This is a genomic window from Mucilaginibacter sp. (assembly GCF_028288225.1).
In the GTDB taxonomy this organism is placed as follows: domain Bacteria; phylum Bacteroidota; class Bacteroidia; order Sphingobacteriales; family Sphingobacteriaceae; genus Mucilaginibacter.
In genome coordinates, this window is sequence record NZ_JAQBOC010000045.1 from 76171 (window position 1) to 88791 (window position 12621).

12 protein-coding genes are annotated in these 12621 nt (G+C 40.7%); 8 read left to right on the top strand and 4 right to left on the bottom strand.

Annotated elements, in window-relative coordinates; genetic code table 11:
* Nucleotides 1-24: 24 nt before the first annotated feature.
* Nucleotides 25-978: a TIGR01212 family radical SAM protein gene (locus tag JWQ54_RS13860; RefSeq protein ID WP_299585644.1), complete on the bottom strand. Its 954-nt coding sequence runs from the start codon at nt 976-978 to the stop codon at nt 25-27.
* A 256-nt stretch (nt 979-1234) separates the two neighbouring features.
* On the opposite strand from JWQ54_RS13860, the gene tcmP reads away from it, so the two are divergent.
* The 6 genes from tcmP to JWQ54_RS13890 all read left to right on the top strand — a co-directional run bounded on the left by tcmP (nt 1235) and on the right by JWQ54_RS13890 (nt 7920).
* Nucleotides 1235-2083 carry a three-Cys-motif partner protein TcmP gene (gene tcmP / locus JWQ54_RS13865; RefSeq protein ID WP_299585646.1) on the top strand — a complete coding sequence of 283 codons (849 nt, stop codon included), beginning with the start codon at nt 1235-1237 and terminating at the stop codon, nt 2081-2083.
* Nucleotides 2083-2844, top strand: a complete 762-nt coding sequence (locus JWQ54_RS13870; RefSeq protein ID WP_299585648.1) for a DUF5131 family protein — start codon at nt 2083-2085, stop codon at nt 2842-2844. The genes tcmP and JWQ54_RS13870 overlap by 1 nt, the downstream gene beginning before the upstream one ends.
* 151 nt (nt 2845-2995) lie before the next feature.
* Complete coding sequence (locus tag JWQ54_RS13875) at nt 2996-3490, top strand: VOC family protein (RefSeq protein ID WP_299585650.1); 495 nt, start codon at nt 2996-2998, stop codon at nt 3488-3490.
* A 162-nt stretch (nt 3491-3652) separates the two neighbouring features.
* Nucleotides 3653-7075 (top strand): methylmalonyl-CoA mutase family protein, encoded by a 3423-nt coding sequence (locus JWQ54_RS13880; RefSeq protein ID WP_299585652.1) that lies wholly within the window; start codon nt 3653-3655, stop codon nt 7073-7075.
* 100 nt (nt 7076-7175) lie between these two features.
* Nucleotides 7176-7754 (top strand): zeta toxin family protein, encoded by a 579-nt coding sequence (locus tag JWQ54_RS13885; RefSeq protein WP_299585654.1) that lies wholly within the window; start codon nt 7176-7178, stop codon nt 7752-7754.
* Complete coding sequence (locus JWQ54_RS13890) at nt 7744-7920, top strand: hypothetical protein (RefSeq protein WP_299585656.1); 177 nt, start codon at nt 7744-7746, stop codon at nt 7918-7920. The genes JWQ54_RS13885 and JWQ54_RS13890 overlap by 11 nt, the downstream gene beginning before the upstream one ends.
* 51 nt (nt 7921-7971) lie before the next feature.
* Here JWQ54_RS13890 and JWQ54_RS13895 read toward each other — a convergent pair whose 3' ends face one another.
* The gene (locus tag JWQ54_RS13895) at nt 7972-9747 is read right to left on the bottom strand and encodes a DUF885 domain-containing protein (protein ID WP_299585658.1); all 1776 of its coding nucleotides are present in this window, start codon (nt 9745-9747) and stop codon (nt 7972-7974) included.
* A gap of 156 nt (nt 9748-9903) precedes the next feature.
* On the opposite strand from JWQ54_RS13895, the gene JWQ54_RS13900 reads away from it, so the two are divergent.
* Nucleotides 9904-10713 (top strand): M15 family metallopeptidase, encoded by an 810-nt coding sequence (locus JWQ54_RS13900; RefSeq protein ID WP_299585660.1) that lies wholly within the window; start codon nt 9904-9906, stop codon nt 10711-10713.
* A gap of 3 nt (nt 10714-10716) precedes the next feature.
* Nucleotides 10717-11475, top strand: coding sequence for a DUF4846 domain-containing protein (locus JWQ54_RS13905; RefSeq protein ID WP_299585662.1), 759 nt, complete (start codon nt 10717-10719; stop codon nt 11473-11475).
* A 110-nt stretch (nt 11476-11585) separates the two neighbouring features.
* Here the strand turns inward: JWQ54_RS13905 and JWQ54_RS13910 are convergent, their stop codons facing one another.
* On the bottom strand, nt 11586-12302 hold the full coding sequence (locus JWQ54_RS13910; RefSeq protein ID WP_299585664.1) for a hypothetical protein: 717 nt from the start codon (nt 12300-12302) through the stop codon (nt 11586-11588).
* A gap of 12 nt (nt 12303-12314) precedes the next feature.
* On the bottom strand, nt 12315-12602 hold the full coding sequence (locus tag JWQ54_RS13915; protein WP_299585666.1) for a hypothetical protein: 288 nt from the start codon (nt 12600-12602) through the stop codon (nt 12315-12317).
* Nucleotides 12603-12621: the final 19 nt, after the last annotated feature.

Here is a 12621-nt window from a genome sequence, read left to right on the forward strand (position 1 = left end):
TTGAGTAATCAATCCTGTAAATCCTTAAATCGTGTTTAATGCCGAGCCCTGCACAATGCCTCTTGACAGGATCCTTTGATCAATATAGTATTGGATCTCCGATTTTTTTAGTCCCCAGTTTGGTGCTATCAGTAACTCACGGTCGCTAAGGCCAAAGAGGCGCTGGATCACAATATCCGGGCGAACGAGGGGCAGTAACTCGCAAAGGAAATCGGCATACTCATCAATGCTGAAAACCTTAAACGGTTCCCGTTTATATTTTACGCCCATTACCGAACCTTCAACAATATGCAGGTGATGGAATTTTACAAATTTTATCTGCGGGAAACGGTTGATCTCATCGGCATAGCGCAGCATCATTTCGTGTGTTTCCCACGGGAAACCGAATATGGTATGCACGCAAACGTCAAGCTTGCTATTCTCTACCAGCTTTAACGCTTTAATCAGTTCTTCATGGTTGCAGCCGCGATTGATCTGCGCAAGGGTATCATTATAAATAGATTCCATCCCCATTTCCAGGTCTACATCAAAACGATCGGTATAGCTTTCCAGCAGGGCTATTTTTTCAGCATCAATACAATCCGGACGGGTACCTACTGAAAGGCCTACAATATCTTCGGTACCATAGCTCAGCGCCTCATCATACATCATTTTTAAATAATGTGCCGGGGCGTAAGTATTGGTATTGGGCTGGAAATAAATAATAAATTTATCGGCCTTATTGCCTTTGCGGGCGCGCTCCATCCCCTGGATTACCTGCTCACGCACAGTAGGGGCATTACGGGATACGGAAGGAGTAAATGAATCAACATTACAATAGGTGCAGCCGCCGTAACCTTTTGAGCCATCGCGGTTGGGGCAGGTAAAACCACCGTCAACAATCACCTTAAACACCCGGTGTCCCTTGTACTTCTCCTTAAGCCAGGGGCCGTAATTGTTATATCCCTTTTCCCAAACTGTTGTTAATGTTGATTCCACCGATTATATAAATGATTGCACCGATAAAGAATGATTTCACCGATTTTGAGGGTGATTCATTGATTTGAGGCAAAGATACGGATTTTTGATGGCGGGGTGAGAATGTCTATTATGTTAATATGTTTATATCTGTAAGATATCATCTTATTATATTTCATGATATTTGATAATAAATATAAATAACCTGAATTTATCACCATTAGCAAGATTAATAGGTTCCTAAGTTGTTTCTGCTAATATTTTTAGTATTTTTGATTTGAAAGAAGTTAAGGTAAATCAATTTGGCGGTTCTTGGACCGAAGCCAAAATGGAAATAGTAGTTAACTATGCAAAAGCATATTTGATTATTATGAACAAACAAGATTGGGTAAAAACGTTATATTTTGATGGTTTTGCCGGATCAGGAAGTATTGGCGCAAATGATAAAGAAATAAAAGGGATGGCTCTAAGAATTTTAGATATCGACGAGCCAAAACCTTTCGATACATATTATTTTGTCGAGAAGGATAAAAAGAATAAAGATTCTTTGGAAGCTTCTATTAAAGAGAATTATCCTAATAAGAAAAAGAATGCACATGTTGTGAATGAAGATTGCAATAAGAAGCTAATTCATATGGCTACTTATCTTTCGAAAAATAAGGCTTTTAGAGCTCTTGCGTTTATTGATCCTTTTGGAATGTCAGTTAATTGGAAATCAATTGAGGCTTTAAAAGATTTAGGAATAGATTTATGGATTTTGGTTCCTACCGGTTTGGGAGTAAATAGATTATTAAAGAACGATCAAAAAATCCCAGAAGCTTGGCTTGTGAAATTAGAAGTATTTTTAGGTCTGTCAAGGGAGGTAATTCTAGATCGCTTTTATTCACAAAAAACAATACACACTTTATTTGGAAGCGAAACAAAAACAAATAAAGAGTTGGATACGATTGAAAAAATAGGCGGATTATATACTGAAAGATTAAAAACTGTGTTCCAATTTGTATCCGAATCATTTATAATGCGTAATAGTACAAACTCTATTATGTATCACTTCATGATGGCGACTAATAATAAAACAGCATTAAAGCTGGCAAATGATATTATCAAACCAAAATACAAAATATAATGGCACAATCAAATATAGAATGGACAGAATTAACCTGGAATCCGGTTACCGGTTGCACAAAAATTAGTCCTGGATGTAAGTTTTGCTATGCAGAGGTTATGTCAAAAAGATTAAAGGCGATGGGGGTTGATAAGTATAAAGATGGATTTAAAATTCGAATTCATGCTGACGCTTTAAATATTCCCTATACTTGGAAAAAATCGAAAGTCGTATTTGTTAATTCAATGAGCGATCTTTTTCATCCAGATGTTCCCGTTGAGTTTATTAAAGCAGTATTTTCAGTGATGAATAATACTCCTCAACACATATATCAGGTTTTAACTAAACGATCAGATAGATTATTGAAATTGTCTGACGAGTTAAATTGGACAAATAATATTTGGATGGGAGTATCTGTTGAAAGTGAAGAATACACTTATCGAATCAATGAACTTTCTCAGACTAAAGCAAAAACTAAATTCTTGTCAATTGAACCTTTAATAGAGCCTGTCAAAACTTTAAATTTAAATAAAATTGATTGGGTTATAGTTGGCGGAGAATCAGGTCACAAAGCTAGACCTATTAAAAAGGAATGGATTGATTTTATAAAATCAGAGTGTGTCTACAATAAGGTTGCATTCTTTTTTAAACAGTGGGGAAAGCCAAAATTCAACATAAACCCCGAAGATCCAACTATTTTAACTGAACATCCCCAACATGCAAAGGGTGGTTGTGAACTTGATGGTAAAATCTATAGACAGATGCCAAATAGGGCAGCTTGATTTTATTGCACCACAATAACTTTAAACCCGATAATGGCCCTACGCGATATTAATGCCTCATCTGTCGTAATACCCCCCTTTAATTGGCTTCATTTCCCATTGTGGCTAATAGCACCAACATGCTACCTTTATATAAACCAAAAACAAAATTATGGCAACTACAATGGAAACATCCGCACAGCGCATTACCCCATTTTTATGGTTTAATGGTAACGTTGAAGAAGGCTTAAATTTTTATACCTCTGTTTTTAAAGACAGCCGGATTGGCAGCGTAAATCATCTTGACGCAGAAGCCCCCGGAAGCAACCGCAAGATTACGGTCGCTAATTTTTTCCTTAACGGCGTTGAGTTTATGATACTTGATGGCGGTCCTGCATTCACTTTTAATGAGTCTATTTCGTTTTATGTAAAATGCGAAACGCAGGACGAGGTTGACTACTATTGGGAAGAACTTTCAAAAGGCGGCCAAAAAAGTCAATGCGGCTGGCTTAAAGATAAATTCGGCGTATCGTGGCAGATAGTGCCCAATGCAATTGAGCGCTTAATGTACGATTCTGACCCGGCAAAATCTAAACGGGTGATGGAAGCTATGATGAAAATGAGCAAGATGATTGTTGCTGATTTGGAGAAGGCCTACAACGGGTAGTTCAAGTCTAAAGTCTTGAGTCCAAAGTCAGCTGCAACCATTCTGCTTTTGACATAGGACTTTAGACTGAGGGCTTAAAAAGCCGGGTCTAAAATATTATGCACGCATAGTTTTTTGATGCTTTATTTATATTAATTTTGCATTTTACTAATTATAGCCTGCATGGAAAGCATTGCTCCCTACAAATCCAGGTACAAGATCCGTTTTGTAACCGCTGCCTCATTATTCGACGGGCATGATGCCACCATTAATATTATGCGCCGCATTTTGCAATCATCAGGTGCGGAGGTAATCCATTTGGGGCATAACCGCTCGGTTGATGAGGTGGTTAATTGTGCTATACAAGAGGATGTACAGGGCATTGCCCTAACCAGCTACCAGGGCGGGCATGTGGAATATTTTAAATACATGTTCGATCTGCTGAAAGAGCGCGGCGCCGGCCATATCAAGATCTTTGGCGGTGGCGGCGGTGTGTTTTTACCACAAGAGATTGCCGAACTGCAGGCTTACGGCATAACAAAGATCTACTCACCCGATGATGGCCGCACCATGGGCCTGCAGGGCATGATCAATGATATGCTGGAGAAAACGGATTTCCAGAATAAAATAAAACTGAACGGCGAGCTTAAGCATCTGCCCGAAAAAGATATAAAATCAATTGCTACTGCGATAAGCATTGTTGAGAATTACCCGAAAGAGGCGGATGCCTTTTTAAGTGAGATTCATAAAATTATAAGTACCAGCTCTACACCGGTTTTGGGCATTACGGGTACTGGTGGCTCAGGTAAATCATCATTAGTTGATGAAATAGTGCGCCGTTTTTTGATGGAAACCGATAAAACAATGGCCATTATTTCGGTTGATCCATCCAAACGCAAAACGGGCGGTGCCTTGCTTGGCGACAGGATCCGGATGAATGCCATTAATAATTCGCGCATCTATATGCGCTCACTGGCTACCCGGCAGGCTAATCTTGCATTATCAAAACATGTGCAGGAGAGCATTGACATTTGCAAAGCAGCAGGGTATGATCTGATAATAGTTGAAACATCGGGAATCGGTCAATCGGATACGATGATAACGGACTATTGCGATTTATCGCTTTATGTAATGACCCCGGAATTTGGCGCAGCCACCCAACTGGAAAAAATTGACATGCTTGATTTTGCCGACCTTGTTGCTTTAAACAAATTCGACAAGCGTGGTGCACTGGACGCTATCCGCGATGTGCGCAAGCAATATAAGCGTAACCACATGCTGTTCCACGCTAAGGATGATGAGATTCCGGTTTATGGCACCATGGCATCACAATTTAATGATCCGGGGATGAATACCCTGTTTATCGCATTGATGAAAGCTATCAAAGCTAAAACAGGAGTTGACCTTATCGGGACACATACCAGTGTTGAACATGAAAGTGCATCAGAAAAGATCTATATAATTCCCCCTGACAGGAACCGTTACCTTGCCGAAATTGCTGAAAGCAGTAATGCCTATAAAGAATGGGTGAACGAACAGTGTAAAATTGCGCAGCAACTTTTTCAGTTGGATGGGGTAATAAAATTATTAAACGCAGAGACGCAATACTTTGCGTCTCCGGATAAAAAAACCGAATCAGAAAATCAATCAGAGACGCAAAGTATTGCGTCTCTACAGGATATTAAAACCCACCTGGAAGAACAATTGCATGCTGATTGTAAACGACTGTTAAGGGAATGGCCGGAAACAGTAGCAAAATATAAAGCCGAGAACTTTATTTATAAGGTTAGGAATAAAGAGATCAAACAGCCGCTTTATTATACCTCGCTTTCGCAATTGCAGATCCCAAAGATTTCATTACCTAAATATGAGGCTTGGGGCGACATTTTACGCTGGCTGCTTACTGAAAATGTGCCGGGAGAATTCCCGTATGCTGCCGGTGTATTTCCTTTAAAAAGGGAAGGAGAAGACCCAACAAGGATGTTTGCCGGAGAGGGCGGTCCGGAGAGGACCAACAAGAGATTTCATTACGTATCGCTTGGTCAGCCGGCGCACCGGTTATCAACAGCTTTTGATTCGGTTACCCTTTATGGTGAAGACCCGCATATCCGCCCGGATATTTATGGGAAAATAGGTAACTCAGGCGTGAGCATTGCCACACTTGATGATGCAAAAAAACTGTATTCGGGTTTTGATCTGTGCAGTCCATCAACATCCGTATCCATGACCATAAACGGTCCGGCGCCTATGTTGCTTGGTTTCTTTATGAACGCGGCTATAGATCAGCAATGCGAAAAATATATAAAAGAGCATAAATTGCAGCATTTGGTTGAGGCTAGGTATAAAGAAGTTTATGATGATAAAGGATTGGCAAGACCGGAATATGTGGGCGGTTTACCAAAAGGAAACAATGGCTTGGGCTTATCTATTCTCGGCCTTACCGGCGATCAAATTTTACCGCCAGATGTTTACGCAAAAATAAAAGCATATGCCATTGCTACCGTTCGTGGTACAGTGCAGGCAGATATCTTAAAGGAAGACCAGGCTCAAAATACCTGTATCTTCTCTACCGAGTTTGCGCTGCGGATGATGGGAGATATTCAGCAGTATTTTATTGATGAAAAAGTAAGGAACTTTTATTCAGTTTCTATCTCTGGTTATCATATTGCCGAGGCTGGGGCCAACCCTGTTACTCAGCTGGCATTCACCTTATCAAACGGGTTTACTTATGTTGAATATTACCTGAGCCGCGGAATGCATATTGATGATTTTGCACCGAACCTGTCGTTCTTTTTCAGTAACGGGATTGATCCGGAATATTCAGTGATCGGCAGGGTTGCGCGCCGCATTTGGGCAAAGGCCATTAAAAATAAATACAAGGGTAACGACCGCTCGCAAAAGTTGAAATATCATATCCAAACCAGTGGCAGATCATTACATGCGCAGGAGATTGATTTTAACGATATCCGCACAACGCTGCAGGCTTTGTATGCTATTTATGATAACTGCAACTCGCTACATACCAATGCCTATGATGAGGCCATAACCACCCCGACAGAAGAATCTGTACGCAGGGCAATGGCTATCCAGCTGATCATTAACCGCGAGCTTGGCCTCGCCAAAAATGAAAATCCTATCCAGGGCGCTTTTATTATTGAAGAACTGACCGACCTCGTTGAAGAAGCAGTATTAGCCGAATTTAAAGCGATAAATGAACGTGGTGGTGTGCTTGGTGCCATGGAGACTATGTACCAGCGCAGCAAGATCCAGGAAGAATCGCTTTATTACGAAACCCTTAAACATACCGGTGAATATCCTATTGTAGGAGTAAATACTTTCCTTAATAAAAAAGGGTCGCCTACTATTGTCCCTTCTGAAGTTATCCGCGCTACAGAAGAAGAAAAACAATACCAGATTGAAGCACTGCATGAGTTTCAGCATCGGAATGAAGCAATAATCCCGCAATTATTAAAAGACCTGCAGCATAAAGCCATAGCCGGCGAAAACATCTTTGAAAGCCTGATGGAAGCCTGCAAGTATTGCTCGTTAGGGCAGATCTCGCATGCGCTTTATGAGGTGGGGGGGCAGTACAGAAGGAATATGTAGGTTGTGAAAGGGTCAAGACAGGAAGAGTCAAGATTCAAGAAAGAAGAATTAGACTTTTTTCTTATATCTTGCTTCTGAAATTCTATCAAATCGCCCATTAATGCCGAACTTATATATAATAGCTGGATGCAATGGTGCCGGGAAAACAACGGCAAGTTATACCATACTGCCCGAAATGCTGAACTGTAAAGAGTTTGTTAATGCTGACAGCATAGCAGCAGGGTTGTCTCCTTTTAACCCGGACAATGTTGCAATCCAAGCTGGCAGAATTATGCTAAGCAGGATTGATGCCTTGCTAAAGAACGGAGACGATTTTGCGATAGAAACTACTTTAGCTACTAAAAGTTATGTATCCTTAATTAAAAATGCCCGAACTATCGGGTACAAAATAACAATGGTGTTTTTTTGGTTGAGATCTCCGCAAGAAGCAAAGCAACGGGTAGCCACAAGAGTAAGCAAGGGTGGACACCATATTCCTGATGAGATTGTAGATAGAAGATATTTCAAGGGGATTTATAATTTACGACATCTTTACATAGCTATATGCGACTATTGGGCAGTCTTCAATAATGAGGCAGGAAGCCCCGAACTAGTTATTTCAGGTGAATTTAATCAGTCGCAAATGATTTTTAATAGTGATATTTGGGATGTAATTAAAAAGCAAAGCGATGAAACCTGAAAATATTGAATTGCAAAATAAAATTATTGAGGGGGCAAATAAAGCTTATTTGAAGCTGCTTGTATCCAGCGCCGAAAAAAATCAAAGTCTTGTAATAACAGATAAAGACGGCAACATTCAACACGTTCCCGCTAAGGAGTTATTAAAAAAGCTTTCAGAAAAATAAATTTCCGAAAGCTTCTCTTTTTCTCTTGATTCCTGACTTCTTGCTTCTAAATTACTTTTCCTTCCCCACAAAATCACCCATCACGGCTTCTCTTATTAATGCTGGTGGTAAAATGCCCTGTGACAATATGAAATCATGAAATTGCTGTGCATTGAACTTATCGCCAAGTGCTTTTTCTGTGTCTTTTCTTAAAGCTATCATTTTGGTGAAGCCATAAAAATAGCTGTTGGCCTGGCCGGGAGCGTTAAGGCTGTAGCGCTCAACTTCCTGTTTGGCAAAGGCATGTGATTGTACCACATCTGTCATCAATAGGTTTAGTGCTTTCTCCTGGGTTATGGTGCCGGCTTGCAGCTCAGGGTCTAAAAAAGCACGGGCGGCACGGAGTAAACGATAATCTAATGAAACCAGCTGACCTTCAGCCGGCATAAACGGACGGGTTATGTATTCGGAATACAAGCCCCAGCCTTCCACATTGGTTGAGTTAAAGGCATATAGGGCGCGGGCCTGTGACACACCTTCTTCCACCATTTTGTCGAATTGTAACTCATGACCAGGGCGCGCTTCGTGGGCGATGATGGTCCATGAGGCAGCATCAAAGGTGAAATCGTCATATTTGTCAACCTTTTCGCCAGGAGCTGGCGGCATATTCAATGGTAATACAAAAACGCCACGCTGACCGGTATTATTTAAAAATGGCGGCGGCACCATGTGCGGTGCAGGCGATTGAGCTGTTTCAGCTTCGCTTGCCAGCCTGATAATTGCAGGGCGGTTTGGCAGGGTCACCAAATGCTGTTCCCTGATAATACCTTCAATATCGGCCAAATGTCTTTTGTAGAGCGGCATGATTGAGTCGCCGATGATCTGGTTCTTCTTCAGGTATTTTATTACTTCCCGGTAATCGGCTGATGGCAGGTTGTATTTTTTAGCGATCTGCTCAGCCAGCGGTTTCATCTGGTTTTGGATATCTGTAAAAGCAGCGTGGGCTATTTTGGCAAGTTCGGCAGGGGGGACGTCAATGCCATAACCTTCTAATGCCAGTTTATATTCTTCGGCCGGCAAGCGGAAATCGGTACGCGTTTTTGGCAGTACACTGGCTTTTGCCCAGGCATCGTAATCTTCCAGCTGTTTTTTTATTGTAGCATAGGCCTTTTCGTAGCCGGTAACGTTATACTTTTTAAATAGCTCCTCAATACCACTAACCATGCTGGCATTGCGCGAAAGCTCAACCTCCATGGCTTGTTTTGAAGGATAGATCATCCTCGGTTTGCTTAATTGCTGAATTGTACGGCTTTTATAAATAGCGCTGATCGGCTCATACCCTTTTTGCAATCCGGCATATTTATTCAGGCGGATAACTGCGGCAGCACGGCGTTCGGCCGGGGTTTGGTCATCAAGCAAAATTTGTAGTCCCTGGAAAACTGATGAAGTAGGGTTGAGGTATGAAACCTCCTTGCTTAAATTAAAATCCTGGTTCCTGAAACCCAGCTCTGATTGATTGATCAGGATATCAAGGTCTTGTTTTATTTTTAGATCAGTTTCCTGCAGTTTAGCCGCTTTTAGTTGTGCAACGGCTTGTTCCCTCTCTTTTCGCTGGGCTAAATCATTGGCCAGCGTTGGCACCGATATCAATGTATCATAAAAAGCCAGGCCTTGCGATGAGCCAAACTCGGGTGAATATTTTTCATCAAGATCAATAAGGATCTTGGTGTAGGTGTTTGATTTAGTTATCCAGGCGTTACTGTCAGATTGTGCTTTAAGGGCGAAAGGCTGTAAAGCAAATGCGCCTATCGCCAATGCATATATCGTTTTGTTTTTTAGGGTGATCATGTTTTAAATTTATAGAACTATAAAAATATCATTAGCAGGGCTATGAAACGAAAAATTTCAATAAAATAAGTGAATTTTTCAATGATGATGTTGAATAGCGCCATGCTTCGAATAATTCATTTATGATCTAAAGAAAAATTGTACATTCATTCCTTAATGAGGATAACGATTATTGTTTTATTAGGCTGGTTGAGTTACAGCTTAAATCATGAAGGCATCAAAAGCAATTTCGCTGAATTGAGACCAAATAATTCAATGGACACTATTCCTCAATCAGTCCAAAAACTTATCAGCTCTTATAAAAATTTTGTCGTTGCTTTCTCAAACAACCACATAATTTTTAAGGATGGCAGTAAATTTCTATGGGATGACGGGATAAAAAACAAATCACCAAAATTACTATTAGAAAACCCCGATCTTAAAGATCTGTTCGCTCAAAAATATGTAACGGGCGCATTAAAATCTCCGCCGGCAGCAAACTTTGATCCAGGGAGGGTTAGGAATGGGCCTTTCTTTCTGAAAATGTATGGCGCTACAGAAAAGGAGGTGAGAAAAAACTTAACGGAAATAACCTGGTGCCCCAAATTGGTCGGCCAGAAAATTACGGTGACCAGGATCAATGGAATCGACAAAAAACTAGCACAGATCTCAAATGAGCTTGATGAGCATCCTGAGTTAAAAAAATATCTCACAAATATAGGCGGCACATTTACCTGGCGTAACATTAATGGCACCAACAGGCACAGTATGCACAGCTTTGGGATGACGATTGATATAAACATCGCTTGTTCTGATTATTGGCAATGGGTCTGTAAATGCACCAATGAAAATGCGGCTATACAATACAAAAACAGGATCCCCCAAACCATAGTTGATATATTTGAAAAGCATGGATTTATTTGGGGAGGCAAGTGGTACCACTTTGATACTATGCACTTTGAATACAGGCCTGAATTAATAGATTGAGAGATGAAAAATATTTTATTATTTATACTGGTGTTTGTTAATGGTTTTGCCGTGCCGGATAATGTATTAACCCGGTTTAAGATCCCGGAAGGCTACCATCACATTAGTGCAAAGCCTGGCAGTTTTGCCGCTTATCTGCAAAGCCTGCCGCTTAAACCTGTGGGTACACAAACCAAGACCTATAGGGGCGACATTGCCCGTACAGATGTTTACACCGCTGCTGTTGTGGGTCTGAGTGTGGGCAACCATGACTTGCAGCAATGTGCCGACGCTGTGATGCGCCTGCGCGGCGAATACCTTTATCAGCAAAAAAATTATAGAGCCATCAGCTTTAATTTTGTGAGCGGCTTTAAGTGCGATTATGTGCATTATGCAAACGGATACCGCTATAGTAATGACAGATGGGTATTAAAGGCGAAAAAGGATCACAGCTACCCAGCCTTTATGCGCTATATGGCCCTTGTATTTTCGTACGCTGGCACACTTTCATTGGAAAAAGAACTTCACCCGGTAACTAACGTTGATGAGCTAAAAGCAGGAGATGTGTTTATTCATGGCGGCTCACCAGGACATTGTTTTATTGTGATGGGTGTGGTGGAGAACGATAAACATCAAAAGCAGTTTTTACTTGCCCAAAGCTTTATGCCAGCTCAAAATATACAGGTGCTACAATACCATTCGCCGTGGTTTAGCATGGATAAGCGTAGCGACATATTATATGGCGAGCTGATAGCTAAGAATTATTTGAGAAGGTTTGATTAGGAGGAGAATCGAAGTTTAGTCTCGAGTCGAAAGTCTCAGGTCTTGAGTTCTAAGTCAGAAAAAGAAAAAATTTGACTTAAGACTTGCGACTTAAGACTTTTGACTTAACACTAATTTGTTGTTTCGCCTGCTGCTGCCCAAAATACAAGGTAACCCGGTTTTTTCTTTTGAATGTTTATGCTTTTAAGTTTTTTTGTTGAATCTGGATTGACCGTCAGCAGGTCGATATTGTGATGATCTTTTTCGGTCATGTTATTTTTATTGCCCCATTTAGCAAGATCATGGGCAAGATAACATAGCTCTGGTTTACGATCATCTGCCGGCAGGTCATCATAATAATCAGGCAATGTAAGATCTTCCGAAACAACGCTATTATCAGCATATAAAAACTCCACTTTCAAATATGACGGGCCTTCGGAACTCGTCAAAGCCAGGTATACTGCTTTATATTTTAATGATGGCACAGCAAATTCGACACCGCCCTCGCCGCTGATATTGCAGGTTTGATTGCGCAGGCTATCGGTATTTGAATAATGCAGCTGAATTTCAGGATGTGAATTGTTAGCGGGGAATAGGGGATCATCAGGCAGAGCATGAGGTTGTTTATCGCCATTAAATAAAGCTGCAGATAGCGTTAAATAGCCGTCGCCCAATCCGTTCCCATCGATGCCTTTGGTCCAGGTTATTAACTTGTTATTGGTTAAGGTAGTTACCGGCCTGGCGTTTAAAATTTTACCAATGTCAAACTGTACTATTTTATTATTTTTATTTGATGTAAAAGTGTTGGTAATCAAAATTATACAAAAAATAGCCGCTGTTATTTTCATTTGTTATGTTTTTTAAATGCCGCTTTTAGCTTCTTCCAGGCAATTTATAAAGTCTTTCTTATTTATTTCCCCCACCAAACTGTTTTTTACCACCACACCAATGCCCTCAGCCATTTTTTTTAACTGCAAACGTCCCTTAAACAAATGATCCTCACCAGATTGAATAAACCACGCGATGCTTTTTAATGTGGACTTGCGGCAAACATTTTCCACGCCCTTGTTATAAACTACTAAACGCACCTGTTTATCAAGGTTTTCGATGGCAAATGAGTGCTCATTATCAAGTTTTATAACATTCATTATAAATAATATAACTAAC

Coding starts and splice junctions, on each gene's coding strand:
- JWQ54_RS13870 (WP_299585648.1), top strand. CDS start 2,083: ATGGCACAATCAAATATAGAATGGACAGAATTAACCTGGAATCCGGTT.
- JWQ54_RS13875 (WP_299585650.1), top strand. CDS start 2,996: ATGGCAACTACAATGGAAACATCCGCACAGCGCATTACCCCATTTTTA.
- JWQ54_RS13880 (WP_299585652.1), top strand. CDS start 3,653: ATGGAAAGCATTGCTCCCTACAAATCCAGGTACAAGATCCGTTTTGTA.
- JWQ54_RS13885 (WP_299585654.1), top strand. CDS start 7,176: ATGCCGAACTTATATATAATAGCTGGATGCAATGGTGCCGGGAAAACA.
- JWQ54_RS13890 (WP_299585656.1), top strand. CDS start 7,744: ATGAAACCTGAAAATATTGAATTGCAAAATAAAATTATTGAGGGGGCA.
- JWQ54_RS13895 (WP_299585658.1), bottom strand. CDS start 9,747: ATGATCACCCTAAAAAACAAAACGATATATGCATTGGCGATAGGCGCA.
- JWQ54_RS13900 (WP_299585660.1), top strand. CDS start 9,904: ATGAGGATAACGATTATTGTTTTATTAGGCTGGTTGAGTTACAGCTTA.
- JWQ54_RS13905 (WP_299585662.1), top strand. CDS start 10,717: ATGAAAAATATTTTATTATTTATACTGGTGTTTGTTAATGGTTTTGCC.
- JWQ54_RS13910 (WP_299585664.1), bottom strand. CDS start 12,302: ATGAAAATAACAGCGGCTATTTTTTGTATAATTTTGATTACCAACACT.
- JWQ54_RS13915 (WP_299585666.1), bottom strand. CDS start 12,602: ATGAATGTTATAAAACTTGATAATGAGCACTCATTTGCCATCGAAAAC.